Genomic DNA, 16508 nt, shown 5'->3' with positions numbered 1-16508 from the left:
TTATCATCCTCCTCAAAATTCTACAATCAACATTGCTTTTTTTATTTTGGAGAAAGGAATAGAAATGAAGCTACCATCAACTTCTATTATTACATTTTCTTCATCAGTACTTATAATTTTTCCTTCAACCTTCCTTCTCCCTTCAATATTTTCCAAAAGTAAAATATTTACTTTTTCGCCAATATGTCTATCAAAATCTCGCTTTTTCTTTAATGGTCTATCCAAACCAGGAGATGAAACTTCAAGCACATATGAATGTGGAATTGGATCGTGAATATCAAGTTCCTTACTTATTTTTTCACTTATATAAGCACAGTCCTCTACTGTGACACCTCCTACTTTATCAACAAATACCCTTAGTACCCATCCACGAGATTCTCTTTGATATTCTAAATCTACAAGTTCAAAATAGTATCTCTCGCAGACAGGCTCTATGATACTTCTTAGTTTTTTAACAAACTCCATATGTATTTGATCTTTCACTTTCTTTTACCTTATTAAAAAGAAAAAGTGGGAATTCCCACTTTTTCTTCCTTAAACTTTCTCTTTTAACAAACTTTATTTAAGTATACATTAAATCACTATAAAAAGCAATAAAATAATTAAAAAATTTAGCTTATTTTAACCATCATTACTAAAAATTTCTTTTGGTATTTCATATATTTCTATAACATTCAACGAAGCTAAGATTTTTAAGAAAGTGTTTATTTCTAAGTTTTTAGTATTTATCCCTCTATCTTCTGCCTGCTTTTTGTATATTTGAAAAAATTCTGATAAACTAAGTTTTGGAGCTAATATCTTTTGACAAAGTATTAAAATTTCTCGAGCATTTCCAATAGCAACCACAGGAATATCGTACCTATTAATATTCTCATCTTTTTTCAATATTCTTACTATATATATTGGGAAATTGTAGCTCAATCTTAATACAACTCCAATTCTTTTAAAGAAATTTTAAACAAAGTATACCATAAATAAAAATTTCTTTAAATAGTCTTGTAAACCAAATCACTTCGTGATATACTCCTTTTTGAATGATTTAAGAACTCACCCTTCCAGATTCTCTTGGGGGTGCTTCTCTTTTAGGAGAAGTTCCAAGAGAAGAAGAAGGAAGGGGAGGAAAAAACCAAAATATGGAGGTGTTACAATGGCACATGTATTAATGAAACAGCTCTTAGAAGCAGGAGTTCATTTCGGGCACCAGACAAAAAGATGGTGTCCAAAAATGAAAGAATACATATTTTCTGAGAGAAATGGTATCCACATTATTGATCTTCAAAAAACACTTGTTAAACTTGAAGAAGCTTATGAGTTTGTGAAGGAACAAGCAAAAGAAGGTAAAACTTTTCTTTTTGTAGGAACAAAAAAGCAAGCTCAACAGACCATTGAAGAAGAAGCAAAAAGATGTGGAGCGTTTTATGTTACACAAAGATGGCTTGGAGGTATGTTAACTAATTTTACTACTATAAAGGCAAGAATTGACTATATGATAAAATTAGAAGAGCTGAAGAATAATGGTTATTTTGAAAAGCTACCTAAAAAACAGGCATCAAGATTAAACAGAGAATTAGAAAAACTTGTAAAAATATTTGATGGCTTGAGAGGTATAGAGAGAGTTCCAGATGTATTGTATATAGTTGACCCCAAAAGAGAAGAAATTGCTGTAAAAGAAGCAAATAGGTTGGGTATACCTATTGTTGCTATTGTGGATACTAATTGTGATCCTGAATTAATCACTTATCCAATTCCAGGAAATGATGACGCAATAAGATCTATAAAACTTATCACTTCAAAAATAGCAGATGCTATTATAGAGGGCAGAGATTTAAGAGAAAAAGAGCTTTCTCTTGAGTTTAAAGAAGAAGATCTTCAATCAGAAATTTCAGAATAATTAATAAAAAGTAGGAGGTTGAAGAAAGATGGAAATAACTATTGAAATGATAAAGGAATTAAGAGAAAGGACAGGAGCAGGAGTAATGGAGGCTAAGAGAGCCTTGGAGGAAGCTAATGGAGATATGGAAAAAGCAGTTACCATATTGAGGGAAAAGGGTGTGATAAAGGCTGCTAAAAAAGCTGGAAGAATAGCAAAAGAAGGGATTATAGAGGCATATATACATACGGGAGAAAAACTTGGAGTTTTAGTAGAAGTAAACTGTGAAACAGATTTTGTAGCAAGAACAGATGAATTTAGAAGGTTAGCAAAAGAAATAGCTCTCCAGATTGCAGGAATGAACCCCCAATATGTAAGTAAAGAAGATGTTCCTCAAGAGGTTATTGAGAAAGAAAAAGAAATATATAGAACTCAGCTTAAGAATGAAGGAAAACCTGACCATGTGATTGAAAAAATTATAGAAGGAAAACTTGAAAAGTTTTATGAAGAAGTGTGTTTATTAGAGCAACCCTTTGTAAGAAATCCCGAAATAAAAGTAAAGGATTTAATAACTGAGGCCATATCAAAACTTGGAGAAAATATAGTGGTGAGAAGATTTGCGAGGTTTGTTGTAGGAGAAGAGTAATATATGGAACCTAAATATAAAAGAATACTTTTAAAAATAAGCGGAGAGTCGTTCAGTGGAGCTCAAGGTTTTGGTTTAGATCCTGAGAGTATTAAAAATATTGCGGAAGACATAAAAGAAGTCCACGATTTAGGGGTAGAAATAGGTGTTGTTGTAGGAGGAGGAAACTTTTTTAGGGGGAGGGAAAGTAGAACTTTAGGAATAGATAGGGTCACTGCTGATTATATGGGAATGTTAGCTACAACTATAAATGCTCTTGCATTACAAGATGCATTAGAAAAACTTGGAGTTGTAACAAGAGTACAAACAGGAATTGAGATGAGACAAATTGCTGAACCTTTTATAAGAAGAAGAGCCATAAGACACTTGGAGAAGGGGAGAGTGGTAATTTTTGCGGCTGGAACTGGAAATCCTTTTTTCTCTACCGACACTGCTGCTGCTTTAAGGGCAGCTGAAATTAAAGCAGAAGTTATTCTAAAAGAAACAAAGGTTGATGGGGTTTATAATAAAGATCCATTAAAGTATCCTGATGCTGAAAAATTTGATTCCATAGAACCGATTGAATTTCTTAAACTAAGATTGCAAGTTTTAGATGCTACAGCAGTTTCTTTGTGTATGGATAATAAAATTCCTATAATTGTATTCAATATGTCCGAACGAGGGAATCTTAGAAGAGTTATACTAGGAGAAAAAGTAGGAACCTATATAGGAGATGTTGAAATTATATCCGAGAAGGGGGGAGAAGATGGGTAAAGAGCATTTTAAAGAAATAGAAGAAAAAATGAAAAAGGCAGTAGAGGTTGTAAAAAAAGAATTTCAGGGTATAAGAACAGGTAAACCTTCTGTAGGAATATTTGATGAAATAAAGGTTTCATATTATGGGAATCTTATGCCATTAAACCAAGTAGCAAGTCTTAAAGTGGCAGAAGGAAGATTAGTTATTATTCAGCCATGGGACAAAAGTATTTTAGGAGAAATAGAAAAGGCTATATTAAAATCTGATCTTGGTTTGACCCCACAAAATGATGGTCAGGCAATAAAGGTTGTATTTCCACCACTTACTGAGGAAAGAAGAAAAGAACTTGTTAAAGTAGTACACAAAGAGGCGGAAAATGGACGTGTAGCTATAAGAAATATTAGAAGAGATTATTTAGAGATATTTAAAAAAGAAAAACAAGAGGGAAAAATATCAGAAGATGAATTTTTTCGTCTGCAAGAAGAGCTGCAAAAACTAACTAACAAATTTATAGATGAAATCGAGAAACTCATAAAATTAAAAGAAAAAGAGATTATGGAAGTTTAAGTCTATGGGTTATTTAGGAAGAAAATATGAAGAAATAGAGAGAGAAATTGGCAAAGAAAATATAATTTTTGACTTAAACTATTTAGATGCACCATGCGAAGCCTTTGGAGATTTAAGAATAGTTGCTGAAAAAAGAATAAATGGAAAGTGGTATTTCTTATTATCATATGAAAATTATCAAATAAGAAACATCAAAGATGATAGAAATTCCAAAAGATAAATTACCAAATCATATAGCTTTTATAATGGATGGAAATGGAAGATGGGCAAAAGAAAGAAATCTTCCAAGATTGATGGGGCATAGAGAAGGTGCTTTGGTTGTTGAAAGAATATCTGAAACTGCCTTTAATTGGGGAATAAAATATTTAACCTTTTTTGCTTTTTCTACAGAAAACTGGAAAAGGCCAAGAGAAGAAGTAGAAGGTCTAATGAAACTTCTGGATGAAAGTATTGATAAGTTTAAAGACAAATTAATTAAAAACAATATTAAATTGAAGGTTATAGGAAATATAGAAGCTTTACCAGATTATTTACAAAGAAGAATAAGATATGTAATTGAAGAAACTAAAAACGGGAAGGATAGAATACTAACAATAGCATTAAACTATGGTGGAAGGTGGGACATATTAGAGGCAGTAAAAAAGATTTTAAATGAAGTAAAATCTAAAAAATTCTCATTAGATGATTTAAACGAAAATACTTTTTCATCTTTTCTTTCAACCTATGATATTCCCGATCCAGATCTTTTAATAAGAACAAGTGGAGAATTTAGGATAAGCAATTTTCTTTTATGGCAATTAGCTTATACAGAGTTATGGTTTACACCAAAATATTGGCCTGATTTTAACGAAGAAGACTTAAAATTAGCCTGTATTGAGTTTTCTAAAAGAAAACGAAGGTTTGGCGGTTTAGATAACAATGCTTAAAAGAATTTTTACTGCTTTATGGGGAATTCCCTTAATTTTATGGATAGTTCATCTAGGTGATCAACCTTTTTTTATATTTGTAGTATTAGTTGCATGTTTAGGACTTTTCGAATTTTATTCTCTTTTAGAGAAAAATAATTATAATACTCTTAAAACAGAAGGTATAGTAGCTGGTTTTTTATATTTAACCTTTCTTTATCTCGAAAGTAGATGGGCCCTGAGAATTTTTTTACCTCTACTTATAGTTTCAATCCTTATATATGAATTACTGAAAAAAGAGCATTCTATAATAGAAATATCACTCACCTTTTTAGGCTTCTTTTATATTCCTTTTTTATTGGGCTACTTTTTGTTATTGAGAAATCTTCCTCAAGGTGAAGTATTAACTTATTATACCTTTTTTGTTACTTGGGTAAGTGATTCAGCAGCATATTTTATAGGTAAATTTTTTGGTAAACATAAATTAGCACCTTCTATTAGTCCTAACAAAACAATAGAAGGAACTGTTGCAGGTATTATAGGATCAATTATAGTATCTCTTGCTTTTGGGGCTATTTATTATGGAAAATATTTATTACCTATAATTCTTGGAACATCCTTAGGTATAATGGGACAATTAGGAGATCTTGTAGAATCAATGTTAAAAAGAGAGATAGGTGTAAAAGACTCATCTTCCTTACTTCCAGGTCATGGTGGGATTTTAGACAGATTTGATAGTCTATTTTTTATAGTACCCACTACTTATTACATGTTGTTTATCTTACGATTATTATGAGAAACATAGTAATATTAGGTGCTTCTGGATCAATAGGTTTACAAACTATAGATGTGATAAGAAAACATAAAAACAAGTTTAAACTTTTGGGGTTAGCTGTAAGGGAGAATATATCATTATTACAAGATGTAATAGAAGAATTTAAACCTCCCTATATCTCTATTTATAATAAATCAGTAAAGCTACCAAATTTAAATTATTCTCCCAAGGTTTATTATGGAAGGGAAGGCTTAGAAGTTTTAGCCTCTTTAAGCGAAGCAGAATTGATTGTTATAGCTATTTCGGGAATAGAGGCTATTTACCCTACTCAAAAGGCAATTTTAAATAATAAAAAAATTGCCTTAGCAACAAAAGAAGTGATTGTTGCTGCAGGAAAATTTATTAAAGAGTGGCTAAAAAATACAAAATCAGAAATAATACCTGTAGATAGCGAACACAGTGCTATATTCCAGCTTATTAAAAATAGGATTCATGTAGAGAATATTATATTAACGGCATCAGGAGGACCTTTCTTTAAAAATGACAAAAAAGATATTGAAAATGCTAAAATAGAGGATGTATTGAAACATCCCCGATGGAAAATGGGGAAAAAAACTACTATTGATTCTGCAAACTTGGTTAATAAAGCCTTAGAAATCGTGGAAGCTCATTATCTTTTTAATGTACCGTATGAAAATATTAAAGTTGTTATACATCCACAGAGTATTGTTCATGGAATTATTGAATTATTGGATGGTAGTATGATGGCATATCTTTCACCTCCTGATATGAAGTTTGCAATTCAATATGCTCTTTTTTATCCTGAAGGACCAATTTATAAATGGGAAAAATTAAACCTCCAAAATTTAATACTTGAATTTTATCCAGTTGATAATGACAAGTTCCCTATTATTAAATATCTTTATGATGTGGTAAAAAGCGGTGATATATATCCTGCAATTCTTGCAATTTCTGATGAAATATTTGTTTCATATTTTATAAATGGACAAATAAGATTTTCTCAAATTGTTCCTTTTATAATGGAACTTATGGAAAAATGGAAAGGAAAAAGCAACATTGACAGCATTGATGAATTGTTTAACCTTATTGAATGGGTCAAAAAAGAATCGGAAAATCTTATTAAAAACTATTCTTCTTAAATATGGTATCCGTTATTAGAATTAGAGTTAACATAATCTATTGGGGAGTTTTAAATTTGTTGAACTTTTATTAAAATCAATCTAAAATTTGTATAATACTATTTCTTGGGAGGAATCATTTATGAGGAAGTGGAAAATGATTAAAAAAGTAGAAACAAAAGAAGATGGTAGGCTTATGTATTATTACGATTTTGAATTAGAGGGAGAGATTAAGGATGAGCAGTGAACTTAGGTGGCATCCATTTTTAAAAGAATGGGTAATTGTGGCTGGTAAGGTCCAAGAAAGACCTGTTCTTCCAGCAAGAAATGCATGCCCATTATGCTATGGAGGTGTAGAGATTCCAAAACCTTTTGATATAGCAGTTTTCGAAAATAGATATCCATCTTTAACAAAAGAGACTCCTGATATTATACCTTGGGAAGATGATTTGTATAAATTAGAAGGGGGAAGAGGAGTATGTGAAGTTGTTCTTTATACTATGGATCATGATTCCTCCATGTCAAGGATGTCCTTAGAACAAATTGAAAAATTAGTTTTAGTTTGGGAGGATAGATACAAGGATTTAGGAAGTCTGGATTTTATAAAATATGTTTTTATATTTGAAAATAGAGGAGAAATTATAGGTGTAAGTTTACACCATCCTCATGGACAAATATATGCTTTTCCTTACATTCCTCCAATTATAGAAAAAGAGATTATATCAAGCGATGAATTTTACAATCAAAAGAATAAATGTCTCTTTTGTTCAATTATGGAAAGGGAACTTAGTGAGGGAGTAAGAGTTGTATATGAGAATAAACATTTTGTGGCTTTTATGCCATTTTATGGAAGATATCCCTTTGAATTACATATATACTCTAAAAGACATGTGGGATCTCTTCCAGAAATGACATATGCTGAAAAAATATATCTTGCTGAAATAATTCAGAAAATCACAAAAGCCTATGATAATGTATATGGATTTAACTTTTCCTACATGATGGTTTTTCATCAAAAACCTGTAAAAGGTGACTTTCCTAATTATCACTTTCATATAGAATTTTATTCTCTACATAGAGCAAAAGACAAAATAAAATATTTAGCAGGAGTAGAGTCGGGTGCCGGAACTTTTATAAACCCTTTATCTCCAGAAGAATCTGCTGAACTTATGAGGGATAGTATAAGGAGGCTTTAAAGATGTTTAACGAATCCCTTAACAGGATTTTTGGAGATATAGAAGGATTTAGGATTTTTAGAGCTCCAGGGAGAGTAAATCTTATAGGCGAACATACTGATTATCATTATGGATTTGTGTTACCAGTAAGTATTGATAGATATTTTTATTTTTGCATTAAAGAAAATAATCTTAATAAATTTAGAATATATTCGGAAAATTTTAAAGAACTTTATGAATTTGATTATGATTCTCTCAAATATGATCACGAAAAGCTTTGGATAAATTATTTAAAAGGGGTTATCAATGAAATTGTAAAACTGAAAGGTAAAATACCTTATTTTGATGCATTAATATACGGCGATATACCAATGGGATCTGGACTTTCAAGCTCTGCGGCCTATGAAGTTACTGTAGCTTTTGGAATAAATACTTACTTTAAACTTGGAATAGATAAAATAGAGATTGCTAAATTATCTCAAAGAGCTGAAAATAATTTTGTGGGTGCACCATGTGGTATTATGGACCAGTTTATCGCTACTTTTGGTAAAGAAAATACAGCCTTGTTTATCGATACATTAACTTTGGATTTTGAGAATGTACCTTTTGATCTCAATAAGAGAAATTTAAAATTAGTGGTAGTTGATACAAAAATTAAGCATTCTATTGCTGGTGAAGGATATTCTACAAGGAGAAGGGAAGGGGAGGAAGCCTTAAAAATTCTTAGGAAATATCTTCCCATAAATTCACTAAGAGACTTAAATGATGAAAGTTTTAAAATATCACAAGAAGTCTTGCCTTCACCATTAAAAGAAAGAGTAGCACATGTTTATAACGAAAATAAAAGGGTTGTTGCTTTTGTTAATGATCTCAAAAAGGACAATTGGGAAAATCTTCCTAAATATATGTTAGATTCCCATTTAAGTTTAAAGTATCTCTATGAGGTTACTTGTCAAGAATTAGATTTTTTAGTAGAGAAAGCCTTAGAATATGGTGCATTTGCATCGAGAATGACAGGTGGCGGTTTTGGGGGATCAACAGTAAATTTACTTCATCAAGACATATTAGATAAATGGTCTGATAACATTTCTAAGAGCTATAGAGAAAAATTTGGTTTTGATCCAGGAATTTTAATACTAAATATCTCAGATGGGGTGCGGGAGATTTAAATCTCCCGCATTTTTAGAATTCCATATTCTATACTTTGGACTAATGCTTCCCAGCTTGCTTCGATAATATTAGTTGAAACTCCAACAGTACTCCAAGTGTCTCCTTTAAAATTAGAAGAATCAATTAATACTCTTACCTTTGCTGCAGTACCTGCACCTCCATTAAGTACTCTGACTTTGAAATCTGAAAGATGAATGTTTTTTAACTCTGGGTAGAACTCAATAAGAGCTTTTCTCAATGCTTGATCTAATGCATGTACAGGACCATCCCCATCGGCTGCAACGTGAACCACATTATCTCCGATTTTTAATTTTAATGTTGCTTCAGTAATAGTTTCACCTTTATCTCCAATTTTATCTATAATAACTCTCAATCCTATTAGATCAAATAATTTAGTTTCTTGCCCTAAGGCATGTCTTACTAAAAGCTCAAATGAAGCTTCTGCACCTTCAAAATAGTAACCCTCATTTTCAAGGTGGGTTATCTGTTCTAATATCATTTTTGCGAGAGGTGAATCCCTATCAATATCAATATTTAATTCTTTTACTTTTGATACTATCGTACTTGTACCTGAAAGTTCAGATATGAGAAATCTTCTTTTATTTCCTACTTTTGAAGGATCAATATGTTCGTAAGACCTGGGATTTTTTAACACAGCATTTACATGCACTCCACCTTTGTGAGCAAAAGCACTTCTTCCAACAAAAGGAGCAGTAGGATCAGGAGGAAGATTTGCCACTTCAGAAACCCAATTAGCTAAATCTGTAAGCTGAGCTAATTTCTCTTCTGGAAGTACCTCATATCCCATTTTTAATTGAAGAATTGGAATTATTGTACATAGATTTGAATTTCCACATCTTTCTCCATATCCGTTTATAGTTCCTTGAACCTGTATAGCTCCTTCTCTAACTGCTATTATTGAATTAGCAACTGCAACACCACTATCGTTGTGAGTATGAATACCTAAAGGAACTTTTATTCTCTCTTTTACTTTTTTCATAATTTCTTCTACTTCCCATGGTAGTGTACCACCATTTGTATCAGCTAATACAATCCAATCAGCTCCTCCTTCGACTGCAGCATCTAATGTAGCCAAAGCATATTCCGAATCAGACTTGAAGCCATCAAAGAAATGTTCAGCATCATATATTACTTCTTTATTATGACTTTTTAAATATTTAACTGAATCATATATCATTTTAAGATTATTATCTAAAGTGGTTTTTAAAACTTCTATAACATGAAGATCCCAAGTCTTTCCAAAAATTGTAACTACAGGTGTTTCGCTTTCTAAAAGAGATTTTAAATTAGTATCATCCTCCGGTGTTACCTGGGCTCTTCTTGTACTCCCAAAGGCTGCTATCTTGGCTTTTTTAAGTGGTATTTCTTTAATTCTTTTGAAGAAATTTAAATCCTTAGGATTAGAACCTGGCCATCCTCCTTCTATGTAATCAAAACCAAATTCATCAAGTTTTTGAGCTATTCTAATTTTATCTTCTAAAGAAAAAGAAATTCTTTCACTTTGAGCTCCATCTCTTAAGGTAGTATCATATAAAAAGATTTTTGTCATGAATTACTAAGCACCTCCTTCAATTATCTTACAAACCAAATCACCCATTTCTTCTGTACTTACTAATTGCTTTGCGTAGGGATTTCCTGTAAATAAATCTTGTGTAAAGTATCCACTATCAATTACTTTATCAACTGCATTTTCTATATCCTTTGCTTCTTTTTCTAAGTCAAAAGAATAACGAAACATCATAGCCACAGAAAGAATTGTTGCCAAAGGATTTGCTATATTTTTTCCTGCAATATCTGGAGCTGTACCATGAATAGGCTCATATAAACCTTTTGTCCCTTCCCCTAAACTTGCTGAGGGTAACATTCCTATTGAGCCTGTAATTACTGCTGCTTCATCACTTAAAATGTCTCCAAAAGTATTTTCAGTAAGAATCACATCGAACTGTTTAGGATTTCTTACAATCTGCATGGCACAATTATCTACGTACATATGCTCTAAATTCACATCCATGTATTCTTTACTCACTTCATCCACAATCTTTCTCCATAACCTTGAACATTCCAATATATTCGCCTTATCTACTGATGTAACTTTTTTATTTCTTTTTTGAGCCATTTTAAAAGCCACATGAGCAATTCTTTTTATTTCAGAAGCTTTATATGTCATAGTATCTATAGCCATTTCTTCTCCATTTTCAACCCTTATCTCCTTGGGTTTTCCAAAATATAGTCCTCCGGTAAGCTCTCTAACTATTACAAAATCTACTCCTTTTAAAACCTCTGGTTTTATAGTAGATGAAAATGAAAGTTTTTCAAATACTTTAATTGGCCTAATATTAGCAAAAAGATTAAAGCCACCTCTAAGTTTTAAAAGAGCTTTTTCAGGACGTTTTTCACCCGGATGATTGTCCCACTTAGGTCCACCTACAGCTCCAAGTAGTATAGCATCGCTTTCTTCACATAATTTCCATGTCTCATCAGGCAAAGGATCTCCATATTTATCAATTGCTTCTCCTCCAACAATACCCTCTAACAATTCAATATTATGCTCATATTTTTTCTCAATAGTTTTAATAACTTTAATAGCTTGCTTAACTACTTCAGGACCTATGCCATCACCAGGAAGTACTGCTATCTTAAGCTTCATTATTTCCCTCCTTTAATTCTTTCTTTAGCAAAATTAATTAGACCACCTTTTTTAATTATTTCTTGAATAAGGGGAGGGAAGGGGAATGTTTTAAAAGTCTCTCCCGTTGTTAAGTTCTTTACAATCCCATTATCAAAATCTACTTCTACTTCGTCCCCTTCTTTTATTTTATCAACTGCTTCTGGCACCTCCAATATTGGTAAGCCAATATTTATAGCATTTCTATAAAATATACGAGCAAAGGATTTTGCTATTATACATTGAACTCCAGAAGCTTTAATTGCAATAGGGGCGTGTTCCCTTGAAGAGCCACAGCCAAAATTTTCTCCTACTACTAAAATATTTTTTTCTTTTACTTTATTTTTAAAGTACAAATCAAGATCTTCCATACAATGTTCAGAAAGTTCCTTAGGATCAGTTGTATTTAAGTACCTTGCAGGTATAATTACATCAGTATCAATATTGTCTCCATATTTTAATGCAAACCCTCTAAACACCATCATTACTCTTTCACCTCCACTTCCCACGGAGCAGCTATTCTTCCAAGAATAGCAGAAGCAGCTGCTACTGCGGGATTAGCCAAATATACTTCACTTTTCGGATGACCCATTCTACCAACAAAATTCCTATTAGTTGTTGCTACAGCTCTCTCACCATCTGCCAATACTCCCAAATGTCCTCCTAAACACGGTCCACAACTTGGTGGTGTTATTGAAGCTCCAGCTTCCAAAAATATTTCTATTAAGCCTTCTCTTAATGCATCCATATATATACGCGGTGTGGCAGGTGTTACTATAAGTCTAACATCAGGATGTACCTTATGCCCTTTTAAAATTTTAGCTGCCATCCTTAAGTCTTCAATTCTTCCATTAGTGCATGACCCTATATAGACTTGATCTATATAAATGTCTTTACTTATTGAAGAAATCGGCTTTACATTACTTGGTAGATGAGGAAAGGCTACAACAGGCTCCCACTTACTTACATCCCATTCATAGATTTCTTTATAATTAGCATCAGAATCGCTTTTATAGAATTTATACCCTCTTTTTGCTCTTCCTTTTACATATTCTAATGTGATTTCATCAGGTTCTATTATTCCGTTTTTTGCTCCTGCTTCAATAGCCATATTGCATATGGTAAGCCTATCAGACATAGGGAGAGTTCTAATGATCTCACCTGTAAATTCCATTGCTTTATATCTTGCACCATCAACTCCTATATATCCTATTGTTTGTAATATTAGATCTTTTCCAGTTACCCACTGTGGTAATTTTCCATAATAAACAAATTTTAAACTTTCTGGAACTTTAAACCATATTTCTCCAGTTGCCATGGCATAAGCAAAATCGGTACTGCCTACACCTGTTGAAAAGGCTCCTAATGCTCCGTAGGTACATGTATGAGAATCAGCTCCAATAATACAATCACCTGGCAATACTAAACCCTCCTCAGGGAGTAAAGCATGTTCAATTCCAACTCTACCGACCTCATAATAGTATTTTATATTATTTTTTTTTGCAAAATCTCTTAACATTTTACTTTGTATGGCTGACTTTATATCTTTATTAGGTGTAGAATGGTCTGGAATTAAAGCAATTCTTTCAGAATCAAATACCTTTTCTGCACCAATTTTTTCAAATTCTTTAATTGCAAGTGGGCCTGTAATATCATTGGCAAGAATAAAATCAAGTTTTGCAAAAATTAATTCTCCTGGATATACTTCTCTTCTTCCAGAATGATCTGCTAATATCTTTTCTGTTATTGTCATTCCCATTTATCTAAAAGCCTCCTTTTTTACGAAACTTATTCTGTCAATCTTTACCTCTAAACATAATCATTTGATTAATAGCCCTTAAATAAGCCTTTGCACTTGCTTCTACTATATCAGTACTTGATGCCCTACCAACATAAAAGTTTCCGTCTTTATCTGATATCTTTACTACTGCTTCCCCTAAAGCATCAGTACCACCAGTAATAGACTTTAATGAGAAATCTTCAAGATTATGCTGTATTTTTACTGCCTTTGATATAGCTTTATACACAGCGTCCACTGGACCATTCCCTATCTCTACAGATTTTATTGTTTCGCCATCTTCTGCAATAATTACAGTTGCAGTTGGTACTATTCCTATCCCGCTTACTACTTGAAGATGTTCTAACTTATAAAATTCAGGTATAAGTCTCATTTGATTAGATATTATTGCCTCAATATCCCTGTCTGTAATTTCTTTCTTTTTATCAGCCAATTCTTTGAACTTCTTAAAAGTCTCCTCCAATTGATCTGCTGATAAATTATAACCTAATTCTTGTAATCTCTTTTCAAAAGCATGTTTGCCTGAATGTTTACCAAGGACTATTCTACTTTCAGGTATACCTATCATTTTAGGATCTATAATTTCATAAGTAGTTGGATCTTGAATTATTCCATGTTGATGGATACCTGATTCATGAGCAAAGGCATTTTCACCAACTACTGCTTTATTAGGCTGAATAGGAATACCTGTTAGAGTACTTACTAATTTGCTTGTTTTATATATTTCTTGGGTATTAATACCTACTTCATAAGGAAGTCTTCTGACTTTTATTGCCATAATAATTTCTTCCATGGCTGCATTTCCAGCTCTTTCACCCAATCCATTTATTGTACATTCTACTTGTTCCGCTCCATTTATTATTGCAGAGAGAGAATTAGCAGTAGCAAGCCCTAAATCATTATGGCAATGTACACTAACTATAACTTTATCTATATTTTTTACATTTTCTTTCAGTCTCTTAATAAGTTCACCAAATTCCCAGGGTAATGCATAACCAACTGTATCAGGTACATTTATGACAGTTGCTCCAGCCTCTATAACAGCCTCAAACACTTTACATAGAAAATTAAAATCACTTCTAACTGCATCTTCTGCTGAAAACTCCACATCACTACAATATCTTTTTGCATATTTAACAGCTGAAACAGCTTGTTCAAGAACCTCATCTCTTGTTTTTCTTAGTTTTTTCTCAATATGTATATCAGAAGTAGCAATAAAGGTATGAATCCTAGGAGATTCTGCTCCTTTTATAGCTTCCCATGCTCTATCAATATCTAAAGGAATAGCTCTTGCAAGAGCAGCAATAATAGGCCCTCTTACATTATCTGCTATATTCTTTACAGCCTCAAATTCTCCAGGAGATGCAATTGGAAATCCAGCTTCAATAATATCCACATTAAGCTTAGCAAGTTGTTTTGCTATTTCTAATTTCTCTTCCTTATTTAAGTTAACTCCAGGGGTTTGTTCTCCATCCCTCAAAGTTGTATCAAAGATGTATACCTTTGACATAAAAACTCACCACCTTAAATTAATTACTTTTTCTTTAACCAAGGCATCATTTCTCTTAAGATTTTTCCAACCTTTTCTATTAGATGTTCCTCATCCTTTTTCAAAAGAGCATTAAAAACTGGTCTTCCTACTTGATTTTCAAGTATCCATTCCTTTGCAAATTGTCCACTTTGTATTTCATACAATATCTTTTTCATTTCCTTTTTAGTCTCTTCATTAATAATCCTTGGACCTCTTGTTATATCACCATACTTAGCTGTATCTGAGATGGCTTTTCTCATAAAGCTTATACCACCTTGGTTTATAAGATCAACAATAAGCTTCATCTCATGTAAACACTCATAATAAGCAACTTCTGGCTGATAACCTGCCTCAACAAGAGTCTCAAATCCAGCCTTAATTAACGCAGTAACTCCACCACATAATACTACTTGTTCGCCAAAAAGATCTGTTTCTGTTTCTTCTTTAAAGGTGGTCTCCATTACTCCTGCTCTTGTAGCTCCGATACCTTTGGCATAAGCAAGAGCAATTTCTTTAGCTTTTTGAGAATAATCCTGATATACGGCAAACAATGCAGGTACTCCTTTACCTTCTACATATAAATCTCTTACAAGTGGTCCAGGCCCTTTAGGAGCTACCATAAATACATCAACAAAGGGTGGGGGAACTATTTGGGAAAAATGTATATTAAATCCATGAGCAAATCCTAAAGCTTGATTTGGTTTTAAATATGGCATTACTTGATTATTATAGATATGTGGTTGTTCTGTATCTGGAATTAAAAACATTATTATATCGGCTTTTTGTACAGCATTCTCTATTTTTTCTACATTCATACCTTCCTCTACAGCTCTTTTCCATGATTCACCGTTAGGTCTTACTCCCACTATAACGTTGAGTCCACTGTCCTTCAAATTTCTGGCATGGGCACGACCTTGACTACCATAGCCAATAATAACAATAGTTTTACCTTTAATGATATCTAAACTAACCTCTGAATCATGATAAACCTTTGCCATAGTAGAACCTCCTCATATTAAAGTTTTCATAATTTTAATCCTCTCTCCATAACAATCTTTCCAGTACGTACCATTTCCTTAATTCCGTATGGCTCCAAATTCTTCTTAAAGGCATCTATTTTCTCGCTATCTCCAGTAACTTCAATAATAAGATCCTTATCACTAACATCAACTATACTTGCCCTAAATATTTCAACTAAATCTATAATAGCCCTACGAGTTGATGCATCTGATTTAACTCTTATTAAAGCGAGTTCTCTTTCTACAACAGGAACACCTGTAAAATCATTAACTTTAATAACTTCTATTAGTTTGTAAGCTTGCTTTGTTATTTGCTCTAATACCTTTTCATCTCCATTTACTACTAATGTAATACGAGAAAGATTAGGAGTTTCTGTGGTATTAACTGCTAAACTCTCTATATTATAACCTCTTCTACTAAAGAGTCCTGCAATTCTTGCTAATACTCCAGGCTTATTTTCTACAATTAATGATAAGGTATGTTGCATAAA

At 32.4% G+C, this 16508-nt stretch carries 19 protein-coding genes; 10 read left to right on the top strand and 9 right to left on the bottom strand.

The genetic code is table 11. From position 1 onward, the window contains the following. Positions 1–12 precede the first annotated feature (12 nt). Entirely contained in the window at positions 13–483 is a 471-nt protein-coding gene (locus ACY3JJ_RS06360; protein WP_463091284.1) for a ribosome maturation factor RimP, read from the bottom strand. A gap of 138 nt (positions 484–621) precedes the next feature. Next, on the bottom strand, positions 622–921 hold the full coding sequence (locus tag ACY3JJ_RS06355) for a hypothetical protein (RefSeq protein WP_463091283.1): 300 nt from the start codon (positions 919–921) through the stop codon (positions 622–624). A gap of 226 nt (positions 922–1147) precedes the next feature. Between ACY3JJ_RS06355 and rpsB the strand changes: the two genes are divergently transcribed. From rpsB to galK, 10 genes are all read left to right on the top strand, one after another. Further along, complete coding sequence (gene rpsB / locus ACY3JJ_RS06350) at positions 1148–1891, top strand: 30S ribosomal protein S2 (RefSeq protein WP_463082034.1); 744 nt, start codon at positions 1148–1150, stop codon at positions 1889–1891. Between the two features lie 28 nt (positions 1892–1919). Further along, a complete protein-coding gene (tsf, locus tag ACY3JJ_RS06345) occupies positions 1920–2516 on the top strand; it encodes a translation elongation factor Ts (RefSeq protein WP_463082035.1) in 597 nt (198 codons plus the stop codon). A gap of 3 nt (positions 2517–2519) precedes the next feature. Then, on the top strand, positions 2520–3269 hold the full coding sequence (gene pyrH, locus ACY3JJ_RS06340; RefSeq protein WP_463091282.1) for a UMP kinase: 750 nt from the start codon (positions 2520–2522) through the stop codon (positions 3267–3269). Next, a complete protein-coding gene (frr, locus tag ACY3JJ_RS06335; RefSeq protein WP_463091281.1) occupies positions 3262–3819 on the top strand; it encodes a ribosome recycling factor in 558 nt (185 codons plus the stop codon). The genes pyrH and frr overlap by 8 nt, the downstream gene beginning before the upstream one ends. A gap of 4 nt (positions 3820–3823) precedes the next feature. Beyond that, complete coding sequence (locus ACY3JJ_RS06330; RefSeq protein WP_463091280.1) at positions 3824–4039, top strand: hypothetical protein; 216 nt, start codon at positions 3824–3826, stop codon at positions 4037–4039. Then, complete coding sequence (locus ACY3JJ_RS06325) at positions 4017–4745, top strand: isoprenyl transferase (protein WP_463091279.1); 729 nt, start codon at positions 4017–4019, stop codon at positions 4743–4745. The genes ACY3JJ_RS06330 and ACY3JJ_RS06325 overlap by 23 nt, the downstream gene beginning before the upstream one ends. Continuing rightward, positions 4738–5520 (top strand): phosphatidate cytidylyltransferase, encoded by a 783-nt coding sequence (locus tag ACY3JJ_RS06320; protein WP_463091278.1) that lies wholly within the window; start codon positions 4738–4740, stop codon positions 5518–5520. Before ACY3JJ_RS06325 ends, ACY3JJ_RS06320 begins: the two co-directional genes overlap by 8 nt. Further along, a complete protein-coding gene (gene dxr, locus ACY3JJ_RS06315) occupies positions 5517–6659 on the top strand; it encodes a 1-deoxy-D-xylulose-5-phosphate reductoisomerase (protein ID WP_463091277.1) in 1143 nt (380 codons plus the stop codon). The genes ACY3JJ_RS06320 and dxr overlap by 4 nt, the downstream gene beginning before the upstream one ends. 215 nt (positions 6660–6874) lie before the next feature. Continuing rightward, positions 6875–7834 (top strand): galactose-1-phosphate uridylyltransferase, encoded by a 960-nt coding sequence (gene galT / locus ACY3JJ_RS06310; RefSeq protein WP_463091276.1) that lies wholly within the window; start codon positions 6875–6877, stop codon positions 7832–7834. Positions 7835–7836: 2 nt separating this feature from the next. Then, complete coding sequence (gene galK, locus ACY3JJ_RS06305) at positions 7837–8982, top strand: galactokinase (RefSeq protein ID WP_463091275.1); 1146 nt, start codon at positions 7837–7839, stop codon at positions 8980–8982. Here galK and cimA read toward each other — a convergent pair. The 7 genes from cimA to ilvN are packed head-to-tail and all read right to left on the bottom strand — an operon-like array spanning position 8979 to position 16505. Continuing rightward, entirely contained in the window at positions 8979–10553 is a 1575-nt protein-coding gene (cimA, locus tag ACY3JJ_RS06300; protein ID WP_463091274.1) for a citramalate synthase, read from the bottom strand. The genes galK and cimA overlap by 4 nt on opposite strands. Before the next feature lie 6 nt (positions 10554–10559). Beyond that, positions 10560–11654 (bottom strand): 3-isopropylmalate dehydrogenase, encoded by a 1095-nt coding sequence (leuB, locus tag ACY3JJ_RS06295; protein WP_463092593.1) that lies wholly within the window; start codon positions 11652–11654, stop codon positions 10560–10562. Then, complete coding sequence (leuD, locus tag ACY3JJ_RS06290; RefSeq protein WP_463092592.1) at positions 11651–12151, bottom strand: 3-isopropylmalate dehydratase small subunit; 501 nt, start codon at positions 12149–12151, stop codon at positions 11651–11653. The genes leuB and leuD overlap by 4 nt, the downstream gene beginning before the upstream one ends. A gap of 2 nt (positions 12152–12153) precedes the next feature. Beyond that, positions 12154–13428 (bottom strand): 3-isopropylmalate dehydratase large subunit, encoded by a 1275-nt coding sequence (gene leuC, locus ACY3JJ_RS06285; RefSeq protein ID WP_463091273.1) that lies wholly within the window; start codon positions 13426–13428, stop codon positions 12154–12156. Between the two features lie 37 nt (positions 13429–13465). Continuing rightward, positions 13466–14977: a 2-isopropylmalate synthase gene (locus ACY3JJ_RS06280; protein WP_463091272.1), complete on the bottom strand. Its 1512-nt coding sequence runs from the start codon at positions 14975–14977 to the stop codon at positions 13466–13468. A gap of 23 nt (positions 14978–15000) precedes the next feature. Next, positions 15001–15996, bottom strand: a complete 996-nt coding sequence (ilvC, locus tag ACY3JJ_RS06275; RefSeq protein WP_463091271.1) for a ketol-acid reductoisomerase — start codon at positions 15994–15996, stop codon at positions 15001–15003. Positions 15997–16022: 26 nt separating this feature from the next. Next, entirely contained in the window at positions 16023–16505 is a 483-nt protein-coding gene (ilvN, locus tag ACY3JJ_RS06270; RefSeq protein WP_148807603.1) for an acetolactate synthase small subunit, read from the bottom strand. Positions 16506–16508: the final 3 nt, after the last annotated feature.

The sequence above is a fragment of the Dictyoglomus sp. DH genome (assembly GCF_055181375.1).
This window is presented reverse-complemented; position numbering and strand designations above follow the sequence as displayed.

Bases quoted from the DNA above. Each gene is read 5' to 3' on its own strand.
- rpsB (WP_463082034.1), top strand. From the start codon at position 1,148: ATGGCACATGTATTAATGAAACAGCTCTTAGAAGCAGGAGTTCATTTC.
- tsf (WP_463082035.1), top strand. From the start codon at position 1,920: ATGGAAATAACTATTGAAATGATAAAGGAATTAAGAGAAAGGACAGGA.
- pyrH (WP_463091282.1), top strand. From the start codon at position 2,520: ATGGAACCTAAATATAAAAGAATACTTTTAAAAATAAGCGGAGAGTCG.
- frr (WP_463091281.1), top strand. From the start codon at position 3,262: ATGGGTAAAGAGCATTTTAAAGAAATAGAAGAAAAAATGAAAAAGGCA.
- ACY3JJ_RS06330 (WP_463091280.1), top strand. From the start codon at position 3,824: ATGGGTTATTTAGGAAGAAAATATGAAGAAATAGAGAGAGAAATTGGC.
- ACY3JJ_RS06325 (WP_463091279.1), top strand. From the start codon at position 4,017: ATGATAGAAATTCCAAAAGATAAATTACCAAATCATATAGCTTTTATA.
- ACY3JJ_RS06320 (WP_463091278.1), top strand. From the start codon at position 4,738: ATGCTTAAAAGAATTTTTACTGCTTTATGGGGAATTCCCTTAATTTTA.
- dxr (WP_463091277.1), top strand. From the start codon at position 5,517: ATGAGAAACATAGTAATATTAGGTGCTTCTGGATCAATAGGTTTACAA.
- galT (WP_463091276.1), top strand. From the start codon at position 6,875: ATGAGCAGTGAACTTAGGTGGCATCCATTTTTAAAAGAATGGGTAATT.
- galK (WP_463091275.1), top strand. From the start codon at position 7,837: ATGTTTAACGAATCCCTTAACAGGATTTTTGGAGATATAGAAGGATTT.
- cimA (WP_463091274.1), bottom strand. From the start codon at position 10,553: ATGACAAAAATCTTTTTATATGATACTACCTTAAGAGATGGAGCTCAA.
- leuD (WP_463092592.1), bottom strand. From the start codon at position 12,151: ATGGTGTTTAGAGGGTTTGCATTAAAATATGGAGACAATATTGATACT.
- leuC (WP_463091273.1), bottom strand. From the start codon at position 13,428: ATGGGAATGACAATAACAGAAAAGATATTAGCAGATCATTCTGGAAGA.
- ACY3JJ_RS06280 (WP_463091272.1), bottom strand. From the start codon at position 14,977: ATGTCAAAGGTATACATCTTTGATACAACTTTGAGGGATGGAGAACAA.
- ilvC (WP_463091271.1), bottom strand. From the start codon at position 15,996: ATGGCAAAGGTTTATCATGATTCAGAGGTTAGTTTAGATATCATTAAA.
- ilvN (WP_148807603.1), bottom strand. From the start codon at position 16,505: ATGCAACATACCTTATCATTAATTGTAGAAAATAAGCCTGGAGTATTA.